This is a genomic window from Sphingomonas sp. BK345 (assembly GCF_014193845.1).
Lineage (GTDB): Bacteria > Pseudomonadota > Alphaproteobacteria > Sphingomonadales > Sphingomonadaceae > Sphingomonas.
In genome coordinates this window covers 1,001,445-1,025,651 of sequence record NZ_JACHZX010000001.1, presented here as the reverse complement: position 1 = coordinate 1,025,651, position 24,207 = coordinate 1,001,445, and the positions used below count along the sequence as shown (strand labels likewise).

At 72.5% G+C, this 24,207-nt stretch carries 29 protein-coding genes; 12 read left to right on the top strand and 17 right to left on the bottom strand.

Annotated elements, in window-relative coordinates:
* Nucleotides 1-100: 100 nt before the first annotated feature.
* Entirely contained in the window at nucleotides 101-340 is a 240-nt protein-coding gene (locus tag FHY03_RS04710; RefSeq protein ID WP_183924265.1) for a DUF6894 family protein, read from the top strand.
* Nucleotides 341-529: 189 nt separating this feature from the next.
* On the opposite strand, the gene FHY03_RS04705 is transcribed toward FHY03_RS04710, so the two are convergent.
* A complete protein-coding gene (locus tag FHY03_RS04705) occupies nucleotides 530-1,150 on the bottom strand; it encodes a flavin reductase family protein (RefSeq protein ID WP_183924263.1) in 621 nt (206 codons plus the stop codon).
* A 26-nt stretch (nucleotides 1,151-1,176) separates the two neighbouring features.
* Between FHY03_RS04705 and FHY03_RS04700 the strand changes: the two genes are divergently transcribed.
* Entirely contained in the window at nucleotides 1,177-1,869 is a 693-nt protein-coding gene (locus FHY03_RS04700) for a cytochrome b/b6 domain-containing protein (protein ID WP_183929029.1), read from the top strand.
* Entirely contained in the window at nucleotides 1,866-2,624 is a 759-nt protein-coding gene (locus tag FHY03_RS04695; protein WP_183924384.1) for a molybdopterin-dependent oxidoreductase, read from the top strand. Before FHY03_RS04700 ends, FHY03_RS04695 begins: the two co-directional genes overlap by 4 nt.
* Before the next feature lie 138 nt (nucleotides 2,625-2,762).
* Here the strand turns inward: FHY03_RS04695 and FHY03_RS04690 are convergent, their stop codons facing one another.
* Genes FHY03_RS04690 through FHY03_RS04660 form a run of 7 tightly spaced genes read right to left on the bottom strand, consistent with a single transcriptional unit; the run spans nucleotide 2,763 to nucleotide 6,739 of the window.
* Nucleotides 2,763-3,392: an SURF1 family cytochrome oxidase biogenesis protein gene (locus FHY03_RS04690; protein ID WP_183924260.1), complete on the bottom strand. Its 630-nt coding sequence runs from the start codon at nucleotides 3,390-3,392 to the stop codon at nucleotides 2,763-2,765.
* Nucleotides 3,389-3,763, bottom strand: coding sequence for a DUF983 domain-containing protein (locus FHY03_RS04685; RefSeq protein ID WP_183924258.1), 375 nt, complete (start codon nucleotides 3,761-3,763; stop codon nucleotides 3,389-3,391). Before FHY03_RS04685 ends, FHY03_RS04690 begins: the two co-directional genes overlap by 4 nt.
* A 5-nt stretch (nucleotides 3,764-3,768) precedes the next feature.
* Nucleotides 3,769-4,680, bottom strand: a complete 912-nt coding sequence (locus FHY03_RS04680; RefSeq protein ID WP_183924256.1) for a cytochrome c oxidase subunit 3 — start codon at nucleotides 4,678-4,680, stop codon at nucleotides 3,769-3,771.
* A 35-nt stretch (nucleotides 4,681-4,715) separates the two neighbouring features.
* The gene (locus FHY03_RS04675) at nucleotides 4,716-5,270 is read right to left on the bottom strand and encodes a cytochrome c oxidase assembly protein (RefSeq protein ID WP_219748975.1); all 555 of its coding nucleotides are present in this window, start codon (nucleotides 5,268-5,270) and stop codon (nucleotides 4,716-4,718) included.
* 2 nt (nucleotides 5,271-5,272) lie between these two features.
* Entirely contained in the window at nucleotides 5,273-5,410 is a 138-nt protein-coding gene (locus tag FHY03_RS04670) for a hypothetical protein (protein ID WP_183924254.1), read from the bottom strand.
* The gene (locus tag FHY03_RS04665) at nucleotides 5,407-6,306 is read right to left on the bottom strand and encodes a heme o synthase (protein WP_183924252.1); all 900 of its coding nucleotides are present in this window, start codon (nucleotides 6,304-6,306) and stop codon (nucleotides 5,407-5,409) included. The genes FHY03_RS04670 and FHY03_RS04665 overlap by 4 nt, the downstream gene beginning before the upstream one ends.
* 55 nt (nucleotides 6,307-6,361) lie before the next feature.
* On the bottom strand, nucleotides 6,362-6,739 hold the full coding sequence (locus tag FHY03_RS04660; protein WP_183924250.1) for a hypothetical protein: 378 nt from the start codon (nucleotides 6,737-6,739) through the stop codon (nucleotides 6,362-6,364).
* Nucleotides 6,740-7,085: 346 nt separating this feature from the next.
* Between FHY03_RS04660 and FHY03_RS04655 the strand changes: the two genes are divergently transcribed.
* Nucleotides 7,086-7,367 carry a hypothetical protein gene (locus FHY03_RS04655; protein WP_183924248.1) on the top strand — a complete coding sequence of 94 codons (282 nt, stop codon included), beginning with the start codon at nucleotides 7,086-7,088 and terminating at the stop codon, nucleotides 7,365-7,367.
* 139 nt (nucleotides 7,368-7,506) lie between these two features.
* Complete coding sequence (locus tag FHY03_RS04650) at nucleotides 7,507-7,743, top strand: hypothetical protein (RefSeq protein WP_183929027.1); 237 nt, start codon at nucleotides 7,507-7,509, stop codon at nucleotides 7,741-7,743.
* Here the strand turns inward: FHY03_RS04650 and FHY03_RS04645 are convergent.
* Nucleotides 7,727-8,644 carry a LysR family transcriptional regulator gene (locus FHY03_RS04645; protein ID WP_183929025.1) on the bottom strand — a complete coding sequence of 306 codons (918 nt, stop codon included), beginning with the start codon at nucleotides 8,642-8,644 and terminating at the stop codon, nucleotides 7,727-7,729. The two genes, FHY03_RS04650 and FHY03_RS04645, sit on opposite strands and share 17 nt — an antisense overlap.
* Nucleotides 8,645-8,736: 92 nt before the next feature.
* Between FHY03_RS04645 and FHY03_RS04640 the strand changes: the two genes are divergently transcribed.
* The gene (locus tag FHY03_RS04640) at nucleotides 8,737-9,684 is read left to right on the top strand and encodes an NAD-dependent epimerase/dehydratase family protein (protein ID WP_183929023.1); all 948 of its coding nucleotides are present in this window, start codon (nucleotides 8,737-8,739) and stop codon (nucleotides 9,682-9,684) included.
* Nucleotides 9,685-9,689: 5 nt separating this feature from the next.
* On the opposite strand, the gene FHY03_RS04635 is transcribed toward FHY03_RS04640, so the two are convergent.
* Nucleotides 9,690-10,355: a GntR family transcriptional regulator gene (locus tag FHY03_RS04635; protein WP_183929021.1), complete on the bottom strand. Its 666-nt coding sequence runs from the start codon at nucleotides 10,353-10,355 to the stop codon at nucleotides 9,690-9,692.
* Between the two features lie 160 nt (nucleotides 10,356-10,515).
* On the opposite strand from FHY03_RS04635, the gene FHY03_RS04630 reads away from it, so the two are divergent.
* Together FHY03_RS04630 and FHY03_RS04625 are read left to right on the top strand one after the other, a co-directional pair.
* Nucleotides 10,516-11,742: an FAD-binding oxidoreductase gene (locus tag FHY03_RS04630; protein WP_311721304.1), complete on the top strand. Its 1,227-nt coding sequence runs from the start codon at nucleotides 10,516-10,518 to the stop codon at nucleotides 11,740-11,742.
* Nucleotides 11,739-12,917: a Xaa-Pro peptidase family protein gene (locus tag FHY03_RS04625; protein ID WP_183929017.1), complete on the top strand. Its 1,179-nt coding sequence runs from the start codon at nucleotides 11,739-11,741 to the stop codon at nucleotides 12,915-12,917. The genes FHY03_RS04630 and FHY03_RS04625 overlap by 4 nt, the downstream gene beginning before the upstream one ends.
* 92 nt (nucleotides 12,918-13,009) lie before the next feature.
* Here the strand turns inward: FHY03_RS04625 and FHY03_RS04620 are convergent, their stop codons facing one another.
* The 3 genes from FHY03_RS04620 to FHY03_RS04610 form a co-directional block, all read right to left on the bottom strand.
* On the bottom strand, nucleotides 13,010-13,426 hold the full coding sequence (locus tag FHY03_RS04620) for a DUF6278 family protein (RefSeq protein ID WP_183929015.1): 417 nt from the start codon (nucleotides 13,424-13,426) through the stop codon (nucleotides 13,010-13,012).
* A 69-nt stretch (nucleotides 13,427-13,495) separates the two neighbouring features.
* Complete coding sequence (locus tag FHY03_RS04615) at nucleotides 13,496-14,431, bottom strand: DNA/RNA non-specific endonuclease (protein WP_311721303.1); 936 nt, start codon at nucleotides 14,429-14,431, stop codon at nucleotides 13,496-13,498.
* A gap of 195 nt (nucleotides 14,432-14,626) precedes the next feature.
* Entirely contained in the window at nucleotides 14,627-15,463 is an 837-nt protein-coding gene (locus FHY03_RS04610) for an alpha/beta fold hydrolase (protein WP_183924233.1), read from the bottom strand.
* Nucleotides 15,464-15,686: 223 nt separating this feature from the next.
* Here FHY03_RS04610 and FHY03_RS04605 point away from each other — a divergent pair, with 223 nt between their 5' ends.
* Nucleotides 15,687-16,757, top strand: a complete 1,071-nt coding sequence (locus tag FHY03_RS04605) for an aldo/keto reductase (RefSeq protein ID WP_183929013.1) — start codon at nucleotides 15,687-15,689, stop codon at nucleotides 16,755-16,757.
* A 43-nt stretch (nucleotides 16,758-16,800) separates the two neighbouring features.
* Here FHY03_RS04605 and FHY03_RS04600 read toward each other — a convergent pair whose 3' ends face one another.
* Together FHY03_RS04600 and FHY03_RS04595 are read right to left on the bottom strand one after the other, a co-directional pair.
* Nucleotides 16,801-17,691, bottom strand: a complete 891-nt coding sequence (locus tag FHY03_RS04600) for an AraC family transcriptional regulator (RefSeq protein ID WP_183929011.1) — start codon at nucleotides 17,689-17,691, stop codon at nucleotides 16,801-16,803.
* Nucleotides 17,692-17,778: 87 nt separating this feature from the next.
* Complete coding sequence (locus FHY03_RS04595; RefSeq protein ID WP_183929009.1) at nucleotides 17,779-18,681, bottom strand: LysR family transcriptional regulator; 903 nt, start codon at nucleotides 18,679-18,681, stop codon at nucleotides 17,779-17,781.
* A 94-nt stretch (nucleotides 18,682-18,775) separates the two neighbouring features.
* Here FHY03_RS04595 and FHY03_RS04590 point away from each other — a divergent pair, with 94 nt between their 5' ends.
* Nucleotides 18,776-19,639 (top strand): oxidoreductase, encoded by an 864-nt coding sequence (locus FHY03_RS04590; protein WP_183929007.1) that lies wholly within the window; start codon nucleotides 18,776-18,778, stop codon nucleotides 19,637-19,639.
* A 60-nt stretch (nucleotides 19,640-19,699) separates the two neighbouring features.
* Nucleotides 19,700-20,836: a radical SAM family heme chaperone HemW gene (gene hemW / locus FHY03_RS04585; RefSeq protein WP_183929005.1), complete on the top strand. Its 1,137-nt coding sequence runs from the start codon at nucleotides 19,700-19,702 to the stop codon at nucleotides 20,834-20,836.
* Between the two features lie 138 nt (nucleotides 20,837-20,974).
* On the opposite strand, the gene FHY03_RS04580 is transcribed toward hemW, so the two are convergent.
* The gene (locus FHY03_RS04580; protein ID WP_183929003.1) at nucleotides 20,975-22,513 is read right to left on the bottom strand and encodes an ABC transporter permease/substrate-binding protein; all 1,539 of its coding nucleotides are present in this window, start codon (nucleotides 22,511-22,513) and stop codon (nucleotides 20,975-20,977) included.
* On the bottom strand, nucleotides 22,510-23,307 hold the full coding sequence (locus tag FHY03_RS04575; protein WP_183929001.1) for an ATP-binding cassette domain-containing protein: 798 nt from the start codon (nucleotides 23,305-23,307) through the stop codon (nucleotides 22,510-22,512). Before FHY03_RS04575 ends, FHY03_RS04580 begins: the two co-directional genes overlap by 4 nt.
* A gap of 60 nt (nucleotides 23,308-23,367) precedes the next feature.
* On the opposite strand from FHY03_RS04575, the gene FHY03_RS04570 reads away from it, so the two are divergent.
* Nucleotides 23,368-24,150: an SDR family oxidoreductase gene (locus FHY03_RS04570; protein WP_183928999.1), complete on the top strand. Its 783-nt coding sequence runs from the start codon at nucleotides 23,368-23,370 to the stop codon at nucleotides 24,148-24,150.
* The last annotated feature ends 57 nt before the right edge of the window (nucleotides 24,151-24,207 follow it).

Sequence of the window (24,207 nt, the reverse complement as noted above, 5' to 3'; positions counted from 1 at the left end):
CGATGCTCGCGGCGTGCGCGGGAGAAACGGCAACCTTCCTAACCTTCATTGAGGACCCTTGATCGAGAGCAAGGGTAGCTGGTCGGGAAAGGAGCCGCTGATGCAGCGCTATTTCTTCAACGTGCGCGACGGCGTCTCGCATCCCGACACGATCGGCCAGGAATACAGAACGTTGGCGGACGCCCGCGTGGCGGCGGTGCGCTTCGCCGCCGACGTGATGCGCGACGAGGTCGATGCGCTGCTGCGCGGCCAGGACTGGCGGGTCGAGCTGGTCGACGCCGACAACGGGCTGGTCTTCTCGGTGATCGTCGCGACGGTCGGTACGGAGCCGGTGGCGTAAAACGATCGCTTGCTGACCGGCGTGCCCGGGACGACGCCGGAGTCGAGGGTTGCAGGAAGGGCGCTCGTGGCTCCGGGCTCCTGCGTGCGCAGGAGCCCGCCGGTGGGGAGAGCAGGCGCGACAATCTCCCGCTGCTCGGCGATCTCCGCGGCGTGCGACTCCAAGCTGGTATCGCAGCTCTCCCGTCGCTCAGCCCTTCGGCCGCTCCAGCCGGAACAGCTGCTCGGGCGTGATCTCGAAATAATCGGCCGGGCCGCCGCCGCGGGTGATCGGGCGCGCGCGCGCGGTCTGGTAGACGCCGTCGTCGATCAGCGCGCGATCGACGTGCACCGCCACCGCCTCGCCGAGCACCAGCCACGAGGGCAGCCGATCGCCGTGCCGCGCCTCGAGCTGTACCACCTGGGTGACGACGCACTCGAACTGCACCGGGCTCGCCGCGACGCGCGGCGGGCGCACCCTGGCGGAGGGGAGCGTCTCCAGCCCCGCCAGCGCGAACTCGTCCACGTCGGGCGGCGCCATCGCGGAGGAGGCGTTCATCGCCTCGGCGAGGTCACGCGTCGCCAGGTTCCACACGAACTCGCCGGTCTCGCGCGCGTTCGCCAGCGAGTCCTTTGCCCCCACCGAGCAGAACCCGACGATCGGCGGCTTGTAGTTGAACAGGTTGAAGAAGCTGTACGGCGCCAGGTTGCGCACGCCGTCATGCGAGACGGTGCTGATCCAGCCGATCGGGCGCGGTGCGACGATCGCGTTGAGCGGGTCGTGGCGAAGGCCGTGGCCCCGGGCGGGCTCGTAGAAATGCCATTCGGTCATAGGCTAACCTCTGCTAGGACAGGGGCATGGGTGCAACTGCCATTCATCGCCACCGGCTCGCCACGCGGCTGTGGCACTGGCTCAACGCGGTCGCCGTGTTCGTGCTGATCGGCTCGGGGCTCGGCATCTCCAACGCGCATCCCCGGCTCTACTGGGGACGCTACGGCGCCAATTTCGACCATGCCTGGGCGCAGTTGCCGCGCTTTCCCGCCTGGCTGACGATCCCGGCCAACTACAATCTCGCGATCTCGCGGCGCTGGCACCTGTTCTTCGCGTTGGTGCTGGCCTTCTCGCTGCTCGGCTACCTGATCGTGAGCCTGATCAACCGCCATATCCAGCGCGACCTGCGCCTGCGCCGCCGCGACCTCGCGCCGCGCCACATCGCCGCCGACGTGCGCGCGCACCTCGACCTGCGCTTCCACGATCCCGAGGCACCGGGCGAATATAACGTGCTGCAGAAGCTGAGCTATGTCGCGGTGATCTTCGTGCTGCTGCCGCTGGTGATCCTCACCGGGCTGGCGCTCTCGCCGGGGATGGACGCGGCCTGGCCGTGGCTGCTCGAGCTGTTCGGCGGGCGCCAGTCAGCGCGCTCGCTCCACTTCCTCGCGATGGCGGGACTGGCGCTGTTCACGGTGGTGCACTTGACGCTGGTGATCCTCGCCGGGGTCGGCAACGAGCTGCGCTCGATGATCACCGGCTGGTGGCGGGTGCCCGAATGATGCTGCGCCGGCGTCAGCTGCTCGCGCGCGGCGCGGTGGGGGGGAGCGCGCTGCTGCTCGGCGCGTGCGACCGCGTCATCGAGCGGCCCACGGTGCGCACGATCCTGTTCAAGGGCGAGGACATCCACCGCGGCCTCCAGCGCGCCTTGTTCGACCGCGACGCGCTCGCGCCCGAGTTCCGCCCCGATCAGATGTCGCCGCGCTTCCGCACCAACGGCACGCGCGACCCGGGCACCGACGCCTATGCCGCGCTGCGCGCCGGGCGCTTCGCCGACTGGCGGCTGACGGTCGACGGGCTGGTGGCGCGGCCGCTCGCTTTGTCGCTGAGCGACCTCGGCGCCTTCCCGCAGCGCGCGCAGATCACGCGGCACGACTGCGTCGAGGGGTGGAGCGCGATCGGCAAATGGCAGGGGCCGCGGCTCGCCGACGTGCTACGCGCCGCGGGGCTGAGCGACCGCGCGCGCTACGTCGTGTTCACCTGCGCGGACTATTACGGCGGGGCGCCCTATTATGAATCGATCGACCTGGTGGACGCCTTCCACCCGCAGACGATCCTGGCCTGGGCGATGAACGACCGCTTCCTCGACGTCGGCCATGGCGCGCCGCTGCGGCTGCGGGTGGAGCGCCAGCTGGGGTACAAGCAGGCCAAATATCTGATGCGCGTCACCGCGGTGGAGTCACTCGCCGGCGTCGGCAAGGGGCGCGGCGGCTATTGGGAAGACAATGTCGACTACGACTGGTGGGCGGGGATCTGAGCGGGTGAGGTGAGTCAACTCCTCCCCGGAAAGGGGGGACCGCCGCGCGCTAGCGCGGTGGTGGAGGGGGCTCTCCCCATGGTGCAGCGGTCATGGAGAGCCCCCTCCACCACCGCTTCGCGGCGGTCGCCCTCCCCGCTAGCGGGGAGGATCTTGAGGGTTCGTCCGCCCGTCCCCCCGCCGCCGCAGCGCGACGACGTAGACCACGACGGCGACCCCCGCGAACAGGAACCACTGCACCGCATAGGCGAGGTGGTTGTTGGGCACGCTCGCGGGATCGGGCGGCGCGTTCGCCGCCAGACCCGCCGCGGGGCGGTCGCTCACCAGCATCAGCTCGCGCGCGCGCGGTGCCATCACCGTCGCGATCAGCGGGCGCGCGTCGGGCGCGTGCGCGATCCAGCCGCGCACCTCGCCGCCGCGCCACGCCGGCTTGGTCTTGACGTCCCGCGTCGTGCCGATCTGCACGCGCAATCCCGGCCCCTCCGCCCCGGTTCGGCACATCGCGATCACGCGGAACCCCGCCGCGCCCGCCCCCGCGCGCTCTAACCCGACCGGCTGGAGGCAGAAGGCGCTCGCCCGGCGAAACAGCAGCGTCTCGTCGGGGAAGCGCGGGAAGGCGACCGGTGGCAGGCGCGGGTTGGCGGCGAGCTGCGCCAGCAGCGCCTCCTTCTGCGGCTTGCGCTCGAGCAGCTGCCACAGCCCCAGCGCCACCATCGCCGCCGCGGCGAGCGCGACCAGCAGCGTCGGCACGAGCGGCACCCGCCTCATTCCGCCACGCGCCCCTCGCGCGCGGCGTTGCGATACTCGGCCGCGATCAGCCAGCCCTTCGCCAGCCGCAGCGAGCCGATCACGCCCGCGAGCGTCAGCGGCACCCACAGCAGCGCATGGACCCACCACGGCGGACCGAACGAGAGCTCGAGCGTGATTGCCAGCGCGACCACGATCGTGCCCCAGATCAGGGTGAGGAAAGCGGCGGGGCCGTCACCGACGTTGAAGTCGGCGAGGCGAAGCCCGCAGGCGCCGCACCGCTCGGCGAAGCGCAACAGGCCCGCGAACAATGTCGGCGCGCCGCAGCGCGGGCAGAGGCCCTTCAGCCCGACGTCGAGCGGGCGCGGCGCGATCCGCTCCTCGCTCGACATATGCCTCAGCCCGCGTGGACCGGCGCGCCCCAGCCACCCCAGACGTAGATGGTGACGAACAGGAACAGCCACACCACGTCGACGAAATGCCAGTACCAGGCCGCCGCCTCGAAGCCGAAATGCTGCCGCGGCGTGAAGGCGCCGTTGTAGGCGCGGATCAGGTTGACGATCAGGAAGATCGTGCCGACCAGGACGTGGAAGCCGTGGAAGCCGGTCGCCATGAAGAACGCGGCGCCGTAGTTGATGCCCTTGAACGGGAACGGCGCGTGCATGTACTCATAGGCCTGGATGCTGCTGAACAGCACGCCGAGCACCACCGTCAGCCACAAGCCCTTGAGCACGCCGTCGCGGTCGCCCACGCCGAGCAGGCCCCAGAAGCCGCGCTTCTCGCCGCCGCGCTGGTCGTGGATCAGCGCGTGGTGCGCCCACGTCACCGTGGTGCCCGAGCACAGCAGGATCAGCGTGTTGAGCAGCGGGAACTCGAAGGGATTGATCACCTCCAGCCCCTTGGGCGGCCATTGGGCGGCGATCGCCGCGGCGCCCTCGGCGGCGCGCTCCACCTGGCCGTCGACGAAGGACATCGCGGTCGGGAACAGCGAGAAGTCGAAGAAGGCCCAGAACCAGCCGACGAAGAACATCACCTCGGAGGCGATGAACAGGATCATGCCGTAGCGGAAATGGAGTTGCACCACTGGCGTGTGGTCGCCGGCATGCGCCTCGCGGATCACCTGGTGCCACCAGCCGTACATGCAGAACAGCACCGCGGCGAGGCCGATCAGGAAGACCCAGCCGCCGGCCGTCGCCGAATGCATGTACATGATACCGCCGGTCGCCAGCACCAGCGCCGCCATCGAGCTGAGCAGCGGCCAGGGGCTGGGCGGCAGGATGTGGTACTCGTGGTTCTTGGCACCCGCCATGCGCGGCTCTCCCCGTTACGCTTATCGGCTCTCGTCTAGCCCGCTCGTCCGGCGGAATCCACCGGGTAAAATGTGTAGGAGAGCGTGATCGTCTGCACGTCCTTGGTGTCCGGATCGGTGAGGATCGCGGGATCGACGTAGAAGATCACCGGCATGCGCTGCGATTCGCCCGCCTTCAGCGTCTGCTGCGTGAAGCAGAAGCACTGGATCTTGGTGAAATATTTGCCGGCGATCGCGGGGGTGACGTTGTAGGTCGCGGTGCCGGTGGTCTCCTGCGCGGCGCGGCTGGTGGCGGCGAAGAAGGCCATGTCGCGCGCGCCGATCTCCACCACCTCCTGCTCGCGCTCAGGCTGGAAGCGCCACGGCAGCTTGGGGCTGGTGTTGGCGTCGAAGGCGATCGTGATCGAGCGGTGCACCCCGCCGGGCGCGCGCTCGGCGCGGCCGGTGGTGCCGTTGAGCCCGGTCGCCTGGCAGAACAGGCGGTAGAGTGGCACGCTGGCGAAGGCGAGCCCGGTCATGAAGCAGATGCCAAGCACCGCCAGCAGCGCGGTGCGGCCGGTGCGCGAGAGCCCCAGGAATGACCGCGGCACGCTCAATGCCCCATGCCCTGGTGGATCTTGGCGATCGTGATGAAGAAGATCAGCACCACGAAGGCGGCGAGCAGCAGCGCCACCACGATCGCGCGCGCCTTCTGCCGCTGCTGGACGAGCTTCTGTTCCTCCGGCGTCATGCCACCCACCGATCCACCACGAGCGCTCCGAACACGACGAACAGGTACAGGATCGAGAAGCCGAACAGTTGCTTCTCGTGGCGCATCGGCTTCACCGCGCTGGTCCGCCCGGCGGCGACCAGCGCCGCGAGCAGCGCGAAAACCGCGGTCATCGCGGTCGCGACCACGCCGTAGACGGGCCCGGCCAGCCCGAGCGGCCAGGGCGCCAGGGCCACCAGCGCCATCGGGATCGTGTACAGACCGATCTGGCGCCGCGTCACGCGCTCGCCCGCCACCACGGGGAGCATCGGCACGCCCGCGTTGGCGTAATCGGTCTTCACGAACAGCGCGAGCGCCCAGAAGTGCGGCGGCGTCCACAGGAACACGAGCGCGAACAGCAGCAGCGGCAGCAGCGCGACCTCGCCCGTCGCCGCGGCCCAGCCGATCAGCGGCGGGAAGGCGCCCGCGGCGCCGCCGATCACGATGTTCTGCGGCGTGCGCCGCTTCAGCCACACGGTGTAGATCAGCACGTAGAACAGGATCGAGACCGCCAGGATCGCCGCCGCGGCGAGATTGACCGCCAGCCCCATCAGGATCACCGAGAAGGCGCCGAGCCCGACGCCGAAGTGCAACGCGGATTGGCGCTCCATCCGCCCCGCCGGCAGCGGGCGCGCCGCGGTGCGCTTCATCACCGCGTCGAGATCGGCCTCGTACCATTGGTTGAGCGCCCCCGCCGCGCCCGCGCCGAGCGCGATGCACAGGATCGCGGTGAAGCCCAGCACCGGATCGACCGCGACCGGCGCCGCGAGCATCCCGCACAGGCCGGTGAAAACGACGAGCGTCATCACGCGCGGCTTGGTCAGCGCGAGGAAGTCGCGCCAATCGGCCGGGGGCAGGAGGGGAGCGGCAGTGGTCATCGCCCGCCGCTCCTACTCCGCTGAGGGGGCGAGGGAAAGGGCGCGCGGCGGGTTCTCAGCCGACGCGGTAGACCAGGATGTAGCCATTCGGGCCGCAGGTCTGGCCGTCGAAGCCGATGTTGACGAACTCGTGCGTCGTATAGGCGGTCAGCAGGCGGCTGAGTTCCTGCTCGCGCGCGAGCCCCTGGTCGGCGGGGATGACGAAATATCTGCCCGTGCAGTTCGGGACCTTGGGCATGTTAGGGAAGGCGAACAGGATCGTCGTGTCACTTGTGTAGGTCAGCACCTCACTGAGTTGCCCGCTGCTGTTCGTATTGTAGCTGTTGTCCGCCGCCGCGGGATTCGCAGTGACGACCGCGAGCGCGAGAGCGCAGCACGCCGGCCCCATCAGGAAGGCCCGGTGGCGGATCAGACGAACGGCTGCGTCGGACATCGCGCGATCTCCTATGATCAATTCATCATAGGAGGTGTGCGGGCAGCGCGGGTCTTCGCTCCCCTTTTTGGGCCGCATCGCGCGACGACGAGCAAGGATCGACATAGCGGGTCACCGAAGTCGAGGATGCCGACGTTCACTTCGTGGCTGCTCTACAATGAAGACGGTGACGCTGCCGTCGGAGTCTCACGTGCAACTACTTCTGCTTCTTTTGTTCGCGGTCGCGGCGCCCGTGGCGGGCCAGCAGCCCTCACAGGAACCGGCCAGAGCGCCTTCCCCAAGGGCACCGGATGGCGGAAAATGGCACTTCGGAAACCCAGACGACACTCAGAAGCTCCCGGCCCCAGTGAGTTCCCCGGCACCACCCATCTCCCCGCCGGCGAACGTCACCACCTATACCTATGACGCGCTCGGGCGGCTGGTGCAGAGCGACGTCTCCACCGACGGCGCGACAGTGACGACCAAGATCCAATATGATCCCGCCGGCAACCGTACGAATTATACAGTGACCGGTGCGAACCGCGCCGGTGACGACACCGGCGACGGTGCCGCCGTGATGAGGCCGACCGGCGTGGTGGTCGTGCCGCTCAACGGCCTTACGATCATCCCGCTGGACGCCGATACGTGAGGCCCGGACCATCGCAGCGGCGCTAGCGCTCGTCGTCCTGAACGTCGCCGCGCCGGCGGCGCGCGCCGCCAGCTTCTACTGCGACGCGGATCCGCACGCCTATCTCGGCGTCGGCGGCAACGGCTATGTCTACACGGGCGTGTCGAACGGCAGAGGCATCGCCATCACGGCCATCTGCAACCTCAGCAGCGCCGACGGCAATGTCACGCCGCAGGCCTGCTCCGCCTGGTATGCGCTGCTGCTCACCCAGCGCACCGCGGGCGGCAAGGCGCTGCCACATTTCAACACCGACGATCCGGGAAACGGCGCGCTTACTGGCTGCGCCGATTTCAAGAGCTGGGAACATCACACGCCCTACTTCATCCCGGCGCAGTGATCGCCCGATCGGCCGCAACGACCTGCGCCAGCCCGTCCGCCAGCGCGTCGAACACGGCGCGATAGCGCGCCCCGCCGCGCAGGTCCTCGTGCATCACGATCCACAGCGGCAGCGCGACGTCGAGCGCCTGAGGCAGCACGCGCACCAGCGCCGGATCGCGCCGCGCCACCGCGGTCTGGCAGATGCCGATGCCGAACCCCGCCGCGATCGCCGCGACGTGCGCGGCATCGCTGTCGGTGCGTAGCGCGAAGGCGGCGCGGTCGAGCCCCGGCAGCCAGCGCGCCGCCGCAGCGCGGGTGAAGGCGGTCTCGGTGTCGGGGCCGATCAGGTCATGGTCGCGCAGGTCCGCGGCGGTCGCGGGCGTGCCGCGTCGCGCGAGATAGTCGCGGTGCGCGTGCAAGCCGAGCCGCACCGCGCCGACTCGCCGCGCCACCAGCGCCTGCTGCGCCGGCTCGACCATCCGCACCGCGACGTCGGCGTGGCGCTGGAGCAGATCGTCGACCGAGTCGCTCAGCGACAGCTCGACCGCGAGCCGCGGGTAGGCGCGGCGCAGCGCGGCGAGGATCGGCGGCAGGTGCCACACGCCCACCGCCTGGCTCGCGCTGACCCGCACCACGCCCTCGGGCGCGTCGGGCGATCCTGTCCCGGCGCGGCGCAGCGCGGTCGCGGCGGCGACAAGCGCCTCGGCGTGCGGGCGCAGCGACAGCGCGCGATCGGTCGGCGACAGGCCGCGCGGCGAGCGCACGAACAGCGCGCCGCCCACCGCCTGCTCCAGCGCGGCGACGTGGCGCGCGACGCTCGGCTGCGTTAGCCCCAGCGCGCGTGCCGCGGCCGACAGCGAGTGCTCCCGCAGCACCGCGGCGAAGCTGCGATAGACGTCCCAGCTCGGCTCGTCGTTCATTCATTCGCGTATAGCAGACCACCGGTAATCGGCAATTTTCGATGAACCGGACGATCGCCATCCTCTGCCCATCACGAACAAGGAGCATAGTGATGAACGAGCGACTGGCCCTGATCCTCGGCGCTACCGGCGGCATCGGCGGCGCCACCGCGCGACGGCTGCTCGACCGCGGCTGGCGCGTCCGCGCGCTGGTGCGCGGCGACGCGGCGCGGCTGGACCCGCGCTGCGAGCCGTTCCGCGGCGACGCGCGTGACGCCGCCGCGGTCGCCGCTGCCGCGGTGGGCGCGTCGGCGATCGTCCACGCGGTCAACCCGCCGGGCTATCGCGACTGGGCCGGCCAGGTGCTGCCGATGCTCGACAGCACGATCGCCGCGGCGCGCGCGACCGGCGCCCGCGTGGTGCTGCCCGGCACGGTCTACAATTACGGTCCCGACGCCTTCCCGCTGGTCGCGGAGGACGCGCTCCAGCGGCCGGTCACGCGCAAGGGCGCGATCCGGGTCGAGCTCGAGCGACGCCTCGAGGCGCTGGCGGCGCGCGGCGCGGCGCCCGTGCTGATCGTGCGCGCGGGCGACTTCTTCGGCCCGGGCGCGGCGAACAACTGGTTCGCGCAGGGGCTGGTGACCCCCGGCGCGCGCCCGCGCGTGGTGCGCCAGCCCGGGCGGCGCGGGGTCGGGCATGCTTGGGCCTATCTGCCCGACGTGGCCGAGACGATCGCGCAACTGCTCGATCGCGCCGACCTGCCCGCCTTCGCGCGCTACCATATGGACGGCCAGTGGGACGCCGACGGGCGAGAGATGGTCGAGGCGATCGTGCGCGTGCTCGGCGACCCCGCGGTGCCGATCCGCCGGCTGCCGTGGTGGCAGCTGCGCCTCGCCGCACTGGTGGCGGAGACGCCGCGCGAGCTGATGGAGATGCGCTATCTGTGGCAGCGCCCGCTGCGACTCGACAACGCCCGGCTGGTGGCGACGGTGGGCCGGGAACCGCACACCCCGCTGGTGGAGGCGGTGCGCGCGACGCTGGCGAGCCTACGCTGCGTATGAACCTTCTAAGCGGCGACCGCACCCGCCGCGAACTGGGCGCGCAGGTCGGCGAGCGTTCCGGCGATATGATCGTGGAGCAGCCGCTCGTGCGCTGCGGCGTCGCGCGCCATCCAGCTGTCGATCAGCCCCTGATGCTCGACGTGCGCGCGCGCGTCGCGGCCCGCGGGGGCGAGATGCGCGACGGTGTAGCGCTCCGCCAGGATACCGAGCCGCTCGACCAGCGAGGTGGTCAGCCGCCGCCCGGCGGGGCGCACCAGCGCGATGTGGAAGACGCGGTTGCGCACTGCCACCTCGGCGAGGTTGCTCGACGCCGCCTCGTCGAGCGCGTGGAACGCCGCCAGTGCGCCCTGCCGCCCGGCCTCGTCCGCCGCCAGCGCCGCGCTCGCCGAGGCCGCCGGCTCGATCGAGAGGCGCAGCGCGAATATCTCGTCCGCCTGCGCCGCCGACATCGGCTGCACCGAATAGCCGCGATTGGCCTGGCTCGTCAGCAGTCCCTCCTGCTCGAGCCGCGCCAGTGCCTCGCGCAGCGGGATCTTGCTGACGCCCAGCTCGCTGGCGAGCGCGTCCTGGCGGATCGGCATGTTACCGCGCAGCTCGCCGGTGACGATGCGCTCGCGCACGATCTCAAACACGCGATCGGACAGGGTGCGGGCGATGATGCTAACGGGCATGACGGTCCTCGGAGCGGCACAGGGGACGTGCGCGATCGGCGTATAATCCCAGATGCGTAGTTAACGATCAATCAACAAGGCCGGTTGAGTGAATCCAGCTACTTGTGACGAGCCATCGTATACGATAGGGTGGATGATGAGAAGCGGTGTGGATGACCCGGTGATACGCATCCTGATCGTCGGCGGCGGCGTGGTCGGGCGCACGCTGGCGCTCGCGCTGGCGCATCGCGGCGCGGCGGTGACGCTGCTGGATCAGCGCGCTGCCGCGCCCGCCGCATCCTGGGGCAACGCCGGCCATATCGCTACCGAACAGGTCGAGCCGCTCGCCTCGCCCGCCACGCTGCGCGGCGTGCCGCGGCGATTGTTCTGGCGCGGCGGGTCGCTCAGCCTGCCGCCCGCGCAGGCGCGCGACTGGCTGCCCTTCGCGCTGCGGCTGACCTGGGCGTCGCGACCGGCGCGATACCGTCGCGGGCGCGCCGCATTGGGCGCGCTGCTCGCCGAGGCGTTGCCGGCGTGGCAGCGGCTCGCCGGCGCGCTGGGCGACCCTGCGCTGGTGCGCGCGGACGGTCATCTCGTCGCCTGGGAGAGCGACGCCAGCGCGGCGCGCGGCCTCGCGGCCTGGCAGGCGGCAGACACCGGCACCGCGACGGTTCACGCACTCGACGCCGCGACGCTGGCGCGCGTGCGCGCGCTCGCGCCGGGCGTGGCGGACGCCATCCGCTTCGCCGGCAGCGGGCAGGTGAGCGACCTCGACCGGCTCGCCGTCGCGTTCGACGCCGCGCTCGACGCCGCCGGCGTTCGGCGTGCGACCGGCACGGCAACGCTCGAGCGTACCGGCGATCGGGTGGCGGTGCCCGGCCATCCCGCCGATCACGTGGTCGTCGCGGCGGGGGTGGGGTCGCGCGCCCTGATGGCAGCGGCGGGCGAGCGCGCGCCGCTGATCGCCGAGCGCGGCTATCACGTCCGCGCCGCCGCCCACGGTTGGCCCGCCGACCTGCCGCCGCTCGTCTTCGAGGACTGCTCGATCATCGCCACGCGCTACGCCGATCGAGTCCAGCTCGCCGGGTTCGTCGAGTTCGGGCGCGCCGACGCGCCGCCCGACCCGCGCAAGTGGCAGCGGCTCGAGGCGCATGCCGCGGCGCTCGGGCTGCCGCTCGCCGCGCCGTTCGAGCGCTGGATGGGCGCACGCCCGACCCTGCCCGATTATCTCCCCGCGATCGGCCGCTCGACCCGTGCCGCCAACCTGTACTATTCCTTCGGCCACCAGCATCTCGGGCTGACGCTCGCGCCGGTCACCGCCGAGCTGCTGGCGGACACGATCGCGGGCGCGGCGCCCGCGATCGATCTCGCGCCCTACGATCTCCGCCGCTTCGGGACGCTCGCATGACCATCGGCACCTCCGACCCCGCCACCGAGCTCGCCGCGATCCGCCCGGCCCCGGCGGTGCCGCCGATCGCCGCGACCGAGCATCTCGCCCGGCTGGCGCGCGCGCGCGCGCTGGCGGGGGCGCTCGGACTCGACGCGCTGCTGGTCGGTGCGGGCGCGAGCCTGCGCTACTTCACCGGGGTAGGCTGGGGCGCGAGCGAGCGGATGGTGGCGCTGCTGCTGCCGGTCAGCGGCGACCCGCTGATGATCTGTCCCGCGTTCGAGCAGGGCTCGCTCGCCGCCGAGCTGGCGATCCCGGCCGAGACAGCGCTGTGGGAGGAGGACGAGGATCCGATCGCACTGGTGGCGCGCGCGCTCGCGCCGGGGGCGCGGCTCGCGCTCGACCCACTGCTGCCGTTCGGCTGGGGCGAGCGGCTGCGCGGCGTCGGGCTGGCGGTGAGCGACGGCGCGGCCGTGATCGACCGCTGCCGCATGGTCAAGTCCGCCGCCGAGCTCGCCTGCCTCGCCGCCGCCAAGGCGATGACGCTGGAGGTACAGCGCCGCGCCGCCGCGATCCTGCGCCCCGGCATCGCGGCGAGCGCGGTCAAGCGCTTCATCGACTCGGCGCACCAGGCGATCGGCGGGGGCGGCTCCTTCTTCTGCGCGGTGCAGTTCGGCGCGGCGACCGCCTATCCGCACGGCCTGCCGGGCGACCAGCTGCTCGAGGAGGACCAGTTGGTGCTGGTCGACACCGGCTGCCGCGTCCACGGCTACCATTCCGACATCACGCGCACCTACGCCTTCGGCCGAGTCGCGCCCGAGGTGTACGAGACCTTCGCGGTGGAGCGCGAGGCGCAGGCCGCCGCCTTCGCCGCGGTGCGGCCGGGAGTGACGTGCGAGGCGGTGGACGCCGCGGCGCGGACGGTGCTGGAGCGCGCCGGGCTCGGGCCGGGCTATCGGCTGCCGGGCCTGCCGCACCGCACCGGGCACGGCATCGGCCTCTCGATCCACGAACCCGCCTATCTCGTGCGCGGCGACCGCACCCCGCTGGAGCCGGGCATGTGCTTTTCCAACGAGCCGATGATCGTGGTGCCCGAGCGCTACGGCGTGCGGCTGGAGGATCATTTCCGCGTCACCGCCGACGGCGCGGCCTGGTTCACGCCGCCGCAGGAGTCGCTCGAGCGGCCGTTCGGCTGAGGGGGGCGCGGCCCGGATCGCGCTTCGAGACGAGGCTTCGACAGGCCCAGCCTCTCCTCAGCGCGCGGGCGGAGTCGCCACCGGCGCGCGTCCTAGGCCAGATCCTCCACGCGCGGGATGATGGTGCGCTCCACCGCCTCGTAATAGATCTCGATCGTGTCCTCGCTGGGGCCGCGCAGCCGCGCGCGGACCTTCTCGACCGGCGAGACGGTGATCACGCCGAGATCGAGCACCGGCGCGAACACGGGGCGGCCGCCGCCGAACAGGCCGAGGAAGCCGCGCCTGACCGGCGCCGCGGGCGTGTCGCGCCAGCGGCCGCCGAGTTGGCGGCGGATCACCTCGCCGACATAGCAGCCCGCTTCGGCGGCGACGCTCGCCGCCTTGCCCTTCGCCTGCCGCCGCGCGTCGAGCAGGCGATCGACCACCGCCAGGCTGTCGACCGAGTAATCGAGCGGCTCGCCCCGGTGCGCCGCCGCGAACCGTTCCGCCAGCCGCGCTACGTCCCCCATGTCATCACCCCGTCCCTCGTGGCATCAGCGCTCATTATAGGCGCGGCGCACGCGAGGTCGGGCGGCGCGTCACACCAGCACGTCGGCGGCGACCCGGATCACGCGCTCGACCCGCGCGCCGGTCGCGGCTTCCTCGTTGGAGAAGCCGTCGCGCAGCGCGAGCGCGCCGAAGTCGAGCCCGGTGGCGCGCTCCACCGCGGCGACCGAGCGCTGATAGGTCTTGTACGGCCCGAAGATCAGCTCGACGCGACCGAGATCGACGTCATGGTCGATCATATAGGCGGTCGCGGACGGCGTGCCGTCGTCGTGGACGAAGGCGATCACCTTCCAATAGGCCAAGGGGATGGCGACGCCGCGATAGACCGGGTCGTCGGCGCGGAACACCGGCCCGGTGAAGACGCTGGCGCGCTCGCGCTGGCGCCGCGTGTTGCCCAGCACCAGATCCTCCAGCCCGAGCCAGGTCTGCTGGTTGTAGGCGGAGAGCTGTGGCGCGCAGTTGGTGAAGTGGAAGGTGTCGCGGTTGGCGGTGGCGGCGTCGGTGCCCCAGTTGGGATCCTCGCGCCGTACCAGGTGGCCGCGGTCGAAGTCGTTGTCGGCGTACAGCTCCTCGCCGACCTGCGCCTCGGCGGGGAGGCGCCCGTCGAGCGCCCAGGGATCGCCGCCGCGCGGCACCGACACGCTCTGCGCGCCGTCGAGGTTGGCGGCAGTGAACAGCGCGAGACGCCGGCTGGCGGAGAGGACGAGCGAGAAGTGCGTGTAATCGAGCCGGCCGTCGTCGCGCCCGGGTACCGCGCGCACGTCGCTGCGCACGCCGGCGGTGGAGGGCAGCGCCACCGCGAAGTCGGGCAGGTGCGCGGGGTCGTAGCCGGCGCGGCCGGCGAAGTCGCTCGCCGGGGTGGTGCGCGCCGGCGCGGGGGCGAGCGTCGGCGCGGGCGGCGTGGCGACGGCGCCGGGCACCAGCGGGCGCAGGTCGCGCAGGCGAGGGCGGTAGGTCGAGATCGGCACGGTCGGTCTCCTGCGCTGTGATCGGACCGACCCGGTATAGCGATTTGCGTGACGGCGCCGCGACGGTGTCGCACCGCGCCGTCGCGCCATGCCGACCTGTTCGCGCGGGGTCGCCGGCGGGTATGGTTCATCCCGCCGGCGCGTCGTCGCTGCACCTCGCCGGTACGCTCCCTGAAGAGGAGCGTACCGGAACGATCATCCCCGCACGAACGCGAGCAGGTCGGCGTTGAGCACCTCGTGGTTCACGGTCAGCATGCCGTGCGAATAGCCGGGATAGATCTTGAGCGTCGCGTTCGGCAGCAGCTCGGCCGAGAGCACGCCGGCGTTCTGATAGGGCACGATCTGGTCGTCGTCGCCGTGCAGCACCAAGGTCGGCACCGTGATCGCGCGCAGGTCGTCGGTCTGGTCGGTCTCGGAGAAGGCCTTGATGCCCTCGTAATGCGCCTGGGCGCTGCCCGTCATCCCCTGCCGCCACCAATTGTCGACCACCGCGGGCTTCACCTCGGCGCCGTCGCGGTTGAAGCCGTAGAAGGGGCCGGCGGGCAGGTCGCGGTAGAAGGAGGCGCGGTCGGCGGCGAGCGCGGCGCGCAGCCCGTCGAACACCTCGATCGGCAGCCCGCCGGGGTAACGCTCGGTCTTGACCATGATCGGCGGCACCGCGCTGACCAGCACCGCCTTGGCGACGCGGCCCTGCGGCAGACCGTGGCGCGCGACATAGGCGGCGACCTCGCCGCCCCCGGTCGAGTGGCCGATGTGGATCGCGTTACGCAGGTCGAGGTGCTCGGCCACGGCGGCGGCGTCGGCGGCATAGGTGGCCATGTCATGGCCGTGATCGACCTGCGCCGAGCGGCCGTGGCCGCGACGATCGTGCGCGATCACGCGATAGCCCTGCGCCAGGAAGAACAGCATCTGATTGTCCCAGTCGTCCGACGACAGCGGCCAGCCGTGGTGGAACATGATCGGCTGCGCGTCCTTGGCGCCCCAGTCCTTGAAGAAGATCTCGGTCCCGTCCTGCGTGGTGATCGTCGGCATGGCTCGCTCCCTGTCTCGTGACTGTCGCCGGAAGGCGTCCGGCGATCAGAGAGTTACGCCAGCGAACCGAGTCGGGGGAGCGCGATAAGGTCGCGCTATCCGTTCGAGAAATTCGAACAGGCGCGGCCTGCGGACGATCGGGCAAGCCTCGCGGACGAAGCGGTTACCGTCGCCGCGTCGGCCACGCCATCTCGGGCGCGAACCCGACACGGAGCCACGATCCATGACACCCCCCATCGCGCTCACCGACTATCGCCTGCTCGGCCGCTCCGGCCTGCGCGTCTCGCCGCTCGCGCTCGGCACCATGACCTTCGGCGCCGACTGGGGCTGGGGCGCCGAGGAGGCGGAGGCGCGCCGCATCCTCGACCTCTACCTCGACCGCGGCGGCAACCTGATCGACACCGCGGTGAACTATACCAACGGCGAGTCGGAGCGGCTGCTCGGCCGCTTCCTGCGCGGCCGGCGCGAGCGCGCGGTGCTCGCCACCAAGTTCACCATGGCGCGTGATCCGGCGAACCCGAACTCGGGCGGCAACCACCGGCTCAACCTGGTGCGCTCGGTCGAGGCCAGCCTGCGCCAGCTCGACACCGACCGGATCGACCTGCTCTACCTCCACGCCTGGGACTTCACGACCGGGCCCGACGAGGTGCTGCGCGCGCTCGACGATCTCGTCCGCGCGGGCAAGCTGGTCTATGTCGGCCTGTGCAACACGCCGGCGTGGCGCGCGGCACAGCTGCAGACGATCGCCGACCTGCGCGGCTGGTCGCCGCTGGTGGCGCTGCAGATCGAGTACAGCCTGGTCGAGCGCACCGTCGAGCACGAGCTGATGCCGATGGCGCAGGCGCTGGGGCTCGGCGTGCTGCCCTGGTCGCCGCTGGGTGGCGGCATCCTCACCGGCAAGTACACGCGCGCCGACCTCTCCGACGAGAATGACGCCGATGTCGCCGCGACGCGCAAGGGCGTGATCGCCTCGACCGGCCACCTCAACGAGCGCTCGCTCGCGATCGCCGAGGTGGTCGGCGCGGTGGCGGCGGAGGCCGGGGCGTCGCGCTCGCAGGTCGCGCTCGCCTGGACGCTGCGCCACCCCGCGGTGACCGCGCCGGTGATGGGCGCGCGGACGCTGGCGCAGGCCGAGGACAATCTCGGCGCGCTGGCGGTGGTGCTCGACGACGACCAGCTCGCCAGGCTCGACGCGGCGAGCCGGCCCGCGCCGATCTTTCCCGAGCGCTTCATCGGGCGGCCGATGGCGCAGCAGCTGATCTTCGGCACGCACCCGGTGGCGACGCGGCGCTGAGCCGCGCCCGCCGCGCGCTCACCCGGCCGCGGCGTCGACATGCTCACCCGGCCGCGGCGGCGCGCAGCCGCCCGGCGTCGGCGGCGGGGGGCGCCCCGAACAGCCTCGCATAATCGCGGCTGAACTGCGACGGGCTCTCGTAACCCACGCGATAGCCCGCGCTCGCCGCCTCGATCGCCTCGCTCAGCATCAGCCGTCGCGCTTCCTGCAAGCGCAGCCGGGTGCGGAAGGCGAGCGGGCTCAGTCCGGTCACCGCCTTGAAATGGTGGTGAAAGGCCGAGCGGCTGAGCGCCGCCACCGCGGCCGCCTCGTCGACTGGGCAGCGCTCGCGATAATGGTCGCGGATCCACCTTATGGCGCGGCCGATCTGGCTCAGCCGCGTGTCGGCGCGCGCGAGCTGGCGCAGCGCCGCTCCCTCGGGCGCGGCGAGCAGGCGATAGTGGATCTCGCGCCGCACCAGCGGTGCCAGCGCGGCCGCGTCGGCGGGCGTGTCGAGCAGCGCGACCAGTCGGGTCGCAGCGTCGAGCAGCGCGGGCGCGGTGGTGCCGAGCGTCAGTCCGGGCGGCGCGCCCGCGTCGCCGCGCGCGGGGACCGGGTGATCGAGCGCCAGCTCGGCGAGCTCGCGCGCGTCGAGGTCGAGCTGGAGGCTTAGGTAAGGCGCCTCCCGGGACGCCGCGGTCACCGCGCCGACCACGGGCAGGCCGACCGAAGCGATCAGGTGGTGCGCCGGATCATAGTCGTAGACCGCGGTGCCGAGCAGCGCGCGCTTGCGACCCTGCGCGACGAAGCAGACCGTCGGTTCATAGACCACCGGCATCGGCAGCGTCGGCGTCGAGGCGCGGATCAGCGTGACGCCGGGGAGCGCGGTGCTGACGGTGCCGTCCGCCGGCAGGTGGCGCGCGATCGCGCGTGCGAGCGGCTCGCCGTGGGTCATCGCTTCTCCGTGATCGTACGCGCCGGCCGCCGCAAGCCGCAGCCGTTACCGCCGCGACGATCGGGCAAGGATCGCGGCGAATCCGACTCAGCCGAGCGCGCGGACATGGTCGATGAAGGCGCGCAGCGGCGGCGGGACCAGGCGGCGGCTCGAGTAATAGAGGAACGGGCCGGGGAAGCTCGGCCACCACTCGGCCAGTACCGGCACGAGCAAGCCGGCGGCGAGCGCGGGGGCGAGCCACTCTTCGAAGAGGTACACGATGCCGCCACCGCCCGTGGCGGCGTCGACGAGCAGGTCGGCGGCGCCCGCCACCCGCGCGATCAGCCGCGCGCGCGGTTCGATCCGCACCGCCTCTTCGTCGCGCTCGAACTCCCATGGGCTCGCCAGCGCGCCGCTCGAGAAGCGGCCGACCAGACAGTCGTGGTCGAGCAGCGCGCGCGGGTGCGCGGGGCGGCCGCGGCGGTCGAGATAGGCGGGCGCGGCCGCGGCGGCGAAGCGCTGCACGCGCGGCCCGATCGGCACCGCGATCATGTCCTGCTCGAGCCGCTCGTCGTAGCGGATGCCGGCGTCCGCGCCCGAGGCGAGGATGTCGACGAAGGAGTCCTCGGCATCGATCTCGACGCGGATGTCGGGGAAGGCGGCGAGGAAGCCGGGCAGGATCGATGGCAGCACGAGCTTGGCCGCGCTCACCGGCACGTTGAGCCGCAGCAGCCCGGTCGGTCGCTCGCGCAGCTCGTCGACCGAGCCGAGCGCCGCGGCGACCGAGTCGAGCGCGGGCGCGAGCCGCTCGAGCAGCCGCGCCCCGGCCTCGGTGGGCGCGACGCTGCGCGTGGTGCGGTGGAGCAGCCGCAGACCGACGCGCGCCTCGAGCCGGCGCAGCGCCTCGCTCAGCGTCGAGGCGCTCCGGCCGGTCGCCCGCGCGGCGTCGCGGAAGCCGCGCGCGCGCGCCACCGCGACGAAGGCCTCGAGGTCGGAGAGATCGGCGTCCATCGTTCGGCTTCCCGCACGGGTCGTCCCGATCTTCCCGACTAATCGGCACAATCGCAAGCGCTTATCTGCGTGTTCACGAACGAGGAGACGCACCATGGACGGTAACAGGACCTACAGGCTCGGCGATCGCGCGGTGCGCCGGCTCGGCTATGGCGCGATGCAGCTCGCCGGCCCCGGCGTGTTCGGCCCGCCGCGCGACCGCGACGCCGCACTGGCGGTGCTGCGCGCCGCGGTCGCTGCCGGGGTCGACCATATCGACACCAGCGACTTCTACGGGCCGCACGTCACCAACCAGCTGATCCGCGAGGCGCTGGCGCCCTATCCCGACGATCTGACGATCGTCACCAAGGTGGGCGCGGTGCGCGGGCCGGAGGGATCGTGGGACCCGGCGCCGTCGCCCGCCGCGCTGCGCGCCGCGGTCCACGACAATCTGCGCAACCTCGGGCTGGAGCAGCTCGCGGTGGTCAACTTCCGCGTCCACGACGGTAGCCACGGCCGCAGCGAGGGGTCGATCGCCGAGGGTTATGGCGCGTTGGCAGCGATGCGGGACGAGGGGCTGATCCGCCATCTCGGGATCAGCAACGCCACCGCCGCGCAGGTGGAGGAGGCGCGCGCGATCGCGCCGCTGGTGTGCGTGCAGAACATGTACAATCTCGCGCATCGCGAGGACGATTCGCTGATCGACCGGCTTGCGGCCGACGGCATCGCCTATGTCCCCTTCTTCCCGCTCGGCGGCTTCAGCCCGCTCCAGTCGGGCGCGCTCGACGCGGTGGCGGCGCGGCTGGGCGCGACGCCGATGCAGGTGGCGCTGGCGTGGCTGCTCCACCGCTCGCCCAACATCCTGCTGATCCCAGGCACGTCCTCCGTGGCGCACTTGCGCGAGAACCTCGCCGCGGCAGCGATCGTGCTCGACGCGGCGGCGCTGGACGCGCTCGACACGATCGGCGCGACACGGTGAGCGCGGGCCGCGTCGCGCGCCATGGCCAAGCGCGGCGCGGCAGGGCATAGCGGCGCCGCCATGACCGACTCCGCGCTGGCGCTCTACGTCCATTGGCCGTTCTGCGTCTCGAAATGCCCCTATTGCGACTTCAACAGCCACGTCCGCGCCGCGGTGGACCAAGAGGCGTGGCGCGACGCGCTGCTCGCCGACCTCGCGCATGAGGCGGCGGCGCTGCCGGGGCGGCGGCTCGGCTCGATCTTCTTCGGCGGCGGGACGCCCTCGCTGATGCCGCCTACCACCGTCGCCGCGGTGATCGAGGCCGCCACCGCCGCCTGGGCGCCGCTGCCCGACCTGGAGGTGACGCTCGAGGCCAATCCCTCCTCGGTCGAGGCGGCGCGCTTCGCCGACCTCGCCGCCGCGGGGGTGAACCGCGTCTCGCTCGGGCTGCAGGCGCTCGACGACGCCGCGCTGCACTTCCTCGGCCGCGCGCACGACGTCGCCGAGGCGCTCGGCGCGCTCGACGTCGCGCAGCGCCACTTCGCGCGGGTGAGCACCGACCTGATCTACGCGCGCCCCGACCAATCGCTCGCCGCCTGGGAGCGCGAGCTTCGGCAGGCGCTGGGCTTCGGCACCGAGCATCTGTCGCTCTATCAGCTCACGATCGAGCCGGGCACGCGCTTCCACACCGAGGCGGCGGCGGGGCGGCTGACCATCCCCGACGGCGACGCCGCCGCCGACCTGTTCGAGGCAACGCGCGCGATTACCGCCGCCGCCGGCCTGCCCGCCTATGAGGTGTCGAATCACGCCCGGCCGGGCGCGGAGAGCCGCCACAATCTCGCTTACTGGCGCTACCGCGACTATGCCGGCGTCGGGCCCGGCGCGCACGGCCGGCGGCAGGCGAGCGCGACGCAGCGCCACCGCAAGCCCGAGAACTGGCTCGGCGCGGTCGCGCGCAACGGCCACGGTCTCGTCAGCGAGGAGCCGCTCGCCCCGGAGGCGCGCGCGCGCGAGGCGCTGCTGATGGGGCTGCGGCTGGCCGAGGGCGTCGACCTGACCCGGGTGGCGCGGGTGACGGGGCTCGCGGTCGAGGCGATCGTCGACGCCGGCGCGATCGCGTCGCTATCGGGGCTGATCGCGCGCGACGGTGAGCGGCTGCGCGTGACCGAGGCGGGGATCCTGCTGCTCGACTCGATCCTGCCGCGCGTGGTGCGCTGAGGCCGGGCGCGCGCTCCCTCCCCTACATGGGAGGGCTGGGATGGGGCGCTTCCGCGGGCGGCGCGCTAACGATCGCGAGCGGCGCGCTTGCGGTAAGGCCCCACCCCCAATACCTCCCCTGAAGGGGGAGGGGAGCCGCTACTTCGTCAGCCCGACCGTCGTCGCCAGCCAGGCCGCCGCTTCTTCGGGCGACTTCTTGTCGCCGTCGCGGTCGACGAGGTAATTGGCCGAGCGCATTGCTGCCACCGGTATGCGTCCGACCAGCGGCGCCAGCGCGGCGCGGAAGCGCGCGTCGCCGCGTCGCGCGGGCGCCAGCAGCAGCACCGCGTCGTAGGAGGGGATCGCGCCGCGCGGGTCGCTCAGCACGGTGAGATGCTCCGCCGCGATCCGCCCGTCCGAGGAGAAAGCGCTGATCACGTCAACGCGCCCGCTCGCCAGCGCGCGGTACATGAAGGTCGGGCTGTACGGCGTCGCGGCGGCGAAGCGCAGCGGATAGGCGGCGCGGATCGCGGCCCATTCCGGCCGGTCGAGGAACTCGAGGTCGGCGCCGAGCCGCAGCCCCGGCGCCGCCGAGACCAGGTCGTCGAGCGAGGCGATCCCGCGCGCGCGTGCATCGGCGCCGCGCATCGCGAAGGCGTAGGCGTTCTCGAAGCCGAGGGTGCCCAGCAAAGCGACGCCGCGCGACCGCTCGGTCCAGCGCGCCAGCTCGGCCACCAGTCGCGCGCGCGGCGGGGTGTCGCGTCGTGCCATCGCGCCGGTCCACAAGGTGCCGGCGTAATCGACGTAGACGTCGACCGCGCCGCTCGCCACCGCGCCGAACGCCACCGCCGAGCCGAGCCCGTCGCGATAGGTCACGCTGTATCCCGCCCGCTCCAGCCGCGCGCCGATCAGCCGCGCGAGGATATATTGCTCGGAGAAGTTCTTGGCGCCAACCACCACCGCGCGCTCGCCGCCGCTCCCGCCGCGCCACAAGGGCGCGCTCGCGGCGACGCCCGTGGCGACCAGCAGCGCCAGCGCCGCCGCCATGCGCCGCCACTGCCGCCGCCCCGCCGCGCGCTCGGCGAAGCCCAGCAGCGCGTCGACCGCCAGCGCCAGCGCCGCCGCGCCGACGCAACCCGCCACCACCAGCGTCCAGGCCTGGGTCTGCAACCCCGCGAAGATCAGGTCACCCAGGCTCGGCTGGCCCACCGTGGTGGAGAGCGTCGCCGCGCCGATCGTCCACACCGCGGCGGTGCGCACCCCCGCCATGGCGACCGGCAGCACCAGCGGCGCCTCGACCCAGCGCAGCTTCTGCGCCGCGGTCATGCCGATCCCGTCCGCGGCGGTCAGCAGCGCGCGGTCGATCCCGGCGAGCCCGGTCACGAGGTTCCGCACGATCGGCAGCAGCGCGTAGAGCGTCAGCGCGAGCAAGGCGGGCAGGAAGCCGAGCGCGGGGATGCCGCCGCCCACCAGCGCGGAGAGCCACAGCAAAGCGGGGTAGAAGAGCGCGAGCAGCGCGAGGCTGGGGATGGTCTGCACCAGGCTCGCGAACCCCAGCACCGCCGCGCCGAGGTGGCGCCGCCGCGCCGCGAGCAGCCCGAGCGGCAGCGCCAGCGCGAGCGCGAGCAGCAGCGCCGCGAGCGCCAGCAGCAGGTGCTGCGCCGCCAGCGCCGGGACGCGGGCGAGTGCCTCGCTCATGCGCCGCCCTCACGCGCCAGCGCGGCGAGCCGCTCGGCCTGCGCGCGCGGCACCGCGACCAGCGCCGCGGCGCGCTCGCCGCCCGCGCCGGCGAGCAGCGCGGCGGGGGTCTCGTCGGCGACGACGCGGCCGCGCTCCATCACCAGCACGCGATCGGCGGCGAGCAGCGCCTCGGCCATGTCATGGGTGACCATCACCGTGGTCAGCCCGAGCTCGCGGTGGAGCCGCGCGACCGACTCCATCAGTGCCTCGCGCGTGACCGGGTCGAGCGCGCCGAAGGGCTCGTCCATCAGCAGCAGCCGCGGCCCGGTGACGAGCGCGCGCGCGACCCCGACGCGCTGGCGCTGCCCGCCCGAGAGTTCGGCTGGCCGCCGCGTCGCAAGCGCGGCGGGCAGGTCGACGAGGTCGAGCATCGCCGCGACTCGATCGTCGTCGCGCCGGCCGGCGACGCGCAGCGGCAGCGCGACATTCTCCGCCACGCTGAGGTGCGGGAACAGCCCGACCTCCTGGAAGACATAGCCGACCCGCCGCCGCAGCGCGGGCGGCGGCCCCTCCGCCACGTCGATGCCGTCGAGCGTGACCCGGCCCGCGCTCGGCACCACCAGCCGGTTGATTGTCTTGAGCAGCGTCGACTTGCCCGAGCCCGACGCGCCGACCAGCGCCACCAGGCTACCCGGCGCGACGGTCAGCGAGACGTCGTCCACCGCCGCGGTGCCGTCGGCATAGACCTTGGCGACGCGCTCGAACGCGATCGCCGGGCCGCTCGCCGGCAGGGGCAGCTTTTGTGCTGGCATCACGCGCGACGATGCGGGAAGCCTGCGCGACTAACAAGCGTCAAGACGCGGGAGAGCAGGATGAAGGCGATACTCGTCACCGGCGGCGGCTCGGGGATCGGTCGCGCGGTGGCGCAGCGCTTCGCCGCCGAGGGCTGGCGCGTCGGGCTCGCCGACATCGACCAGCGCGGGCTCGCCGCGACCGCCGCGCTGCTGCCGCGCGACCGCACCAGCACGCACCAGATGGACGTGCGCGACCCGGCCGAGTGGGAGCATGTGCTCGCCGAGTTCGCGGCGATCAGCGACGGGCGGCTCGACGTGCTGTTCAACAACGCCGGGGTGGCGGCGGGGGGCGCGTTCGGCGAGATCGGGGTCGAGGCGCTCGACCGCGTGATCGACGTCAACTTCCGCGGCGTCGCCTATGGCGCGCGGCTGGCGTACCCGTACCTGCGCGCGACCCCGGGATCGTGCCTGCTCAACACCGCCTCGGCCTCGGCGATCTACGGCTCGTCCGGGCTCGCGGTGTACTCGGCGACCAAGTTCGCGGTGCGCGGGCTGACCGAGGCGCTCGACGGCGAGTGGGCACGCGAGGGCATCCGCGTGCGCTCGCTGATGCCGGGGTTCATCGACACCGCGTTGCTGTCCGCGCCGGTCGCGGGCTCGAACCGCACCGCGCGCGAGGCGGTGGTGGCGGCGGGGCTCGAGTTCACCCCGGTCGAGGTGGTGGCGGAGCAGGCCTGGGCGGCGGTGCAGGGCGATCGGCTGCACACGATGGTCGGGCCGACCGCGCGGCGGCTCGCCTTCGCGGCGCGCTGGCTGCCGGGGCGGCTGCGGCGATCGATGCGGCGGCGGGTGATGCGGTGACGAAGAAATCCTCCCCGCTCGCGGGGAGGGGAACCGCGCGCGAAGCGCGTGGTGGAG

Excerpts from the sequence above, each read along its gene's own strand:
- FHY03_RS04710 (WP_183924265.1), top strand. The coding sequence starts at position 101 with ATGCAGCGCTATTTCTTCAACGTGCGCGACGGCGTCTCGCATCCCGAC.
- FHY03_RS04705 (WP_183924263.1), bottom strand. The coding sequence starts at position 1,150 with ATGACCGAATGGCATTTCTACGAGCCCGCCCGGGGCCACGGCCTTCGC.
- FHY03_RS04700 (WP_183929029.1), top strand. The coding sequence starts at position 1,177 with ATGGGTGCAACTGCCATTCATCGCCACCGGCTCGCCACGCGGCTGTGG.
- FHY03_RS04695 (WP_183924384.1), top strand. The coding sequence starts at position 1,866 with ATGATGCTGCGCCGGCGTCAGCTGCTCGCGCGCGGCGCGGTGGGGGGG.
- FHY03_RS04690 (WP_183924260.1), bottom strand. The coding sequence starts at position 3,392 with ATGAGGCGGGTGCCGCTCGTGCCGACGCTGCTGGTCGCGCTCGCCGCG.
- FHY03_RS04685 (WP_183924258.1), bottom strand. The coding sequence starts at position 3,763 with ATGTCGAGCGAGGAGCGGATCGCGCCGCGCCCGCTCGACGTCGGGCTG.
- FHY03_RS04680 (WP_183924256.1), bottom strand. The coding sequence starts at position 4,680 with ATGGCGGGTGCCAAGAACCACGAGTACCACATCCTGCCGCCCAGCCCC.
- FHY03_RS04670 (WP_183924254.1), bottom strand. The coding sequence starts at position 5,410 with ATGACGCCGGAGGAACAGAAGCTCGTCCAGCAGCGGCAGAAGGCGCGC.
- FHY03_RS04665 (WP_183924252.1), bottom strand. The coding sequence starts at position 6,306 with ATGACCACTGCCGCTCCCCTCCTGCCCCCGGCCGATTGGCGCGACTTC.
- FHY03_RS04660 (WP_183924250.1), bottom strand. The coding sequence starts at position 6,739 with ATGTCCGACGCAGCCGTTCGTCTGATCCGCCACCGGGCCTTCCTGATG.
- FHY03_RS04645 (WP_183929025.1), bottom strand. The coding sequence starts at position 8,644 with ATGAACGACGAGCCGAGCTGGGACGTCTATCGCAGCTTCGCCGCGGTG.
- FHY03_RS04640 (WP_183929023.1), top strand. The coding sequence starts at position 8,737 with ATGAACGAGCGACTGGCCCTGATCCTCGGCGCTACCGGCGGCATCGGC.
- FHY03_RS04635 (WP_183929021.1), bottom strand. The coding sequence starts at position 10,355 with ATGCCCGTTAGCATCATCGCCCGCACCCTGTCCGATCGCGTGTTTGAG.
- FHY03_RS04625 (WP_183929017.1), top strand. The coding sequence starts at position 11,739 with ATGACCATCGGCACCTCCGACCCCGCCACCGAGCTCGCCGCGATCCGC.
- FHY03_RS04620 (WP_183929015.1), bottom strand. The coding sequence starts at position 13,426 with ATGGGGGACGTAGCGCGGCTGGCGGAACGGTTCGCGGCGGCGCACCGG.
- FHY03_RS04610 (WP_183924233.1), bottom strand. The coding sequence starts at position 15,463 with ATGCCGACGATCACCACGCAGGACGGGACCGAGATCTTCTTCAAGGAC.
- FHY03_RS04605 (WP_183929013.1), top strand. The coding sequence starts at position 15,687 with ATGACACCCCCCATCGCGCTCACCGACTATCGCCTGCTCGGCCGCTCC.
- FHY03_RS04600 (WP_183929011.1), bottom strand. The coding sequence starts at position 17,691 with ATGACCCACGGCGAGCCGCTCGCACGCGCGATCGCGCGCCACCTGCCG.
- FHY03_RS04595 (WP_183929009.1), bottom strand. The coding sequence starts at position 18,681 with ATGGACGCCGATCTCTCCGACCTCGAGGCCTTCGTCGCGGTGGCGCGC.
- FHY03_RS04590 (WP_183929007.1), top strand. The coding sequence starts at position 18,776 with ATGGACGGTAACAGGACCTACAGGCTCGGCGATCGCGCGGTGCGCCGG.
- hemW (WP_183929005.1), top strand. The coding sequence starts at position 19,700 with ATGACCGACTCCGCGCTGGCGCTCTACGTCCATTGGCCGTTCTGCGTC.
- FHY03_RS04580 (WP_183929003.1), bottom strand. The coding sequence starts at position 22,513 with ATGAGCGAGGCACTCGCCCGCGTCCCGGCGCTGGCGGCGCAGCACCTG.
- FHY03_RS04575 (WP_183929001.1), bottom strand. The coding sequence starts at position 23,307 with ATGCCAGCACAAAAGCTGCCCCTGCCGGCGAGCGGCCCGGCGATCGCG.
- FHY03_RS04570 (WP_183928999.1), top strand. The coding sequence starts at position 23,368 with ATGAAGGCGATACTCGTCACCGGCGGCGGCTCGGGGATCGGTCGCGCG.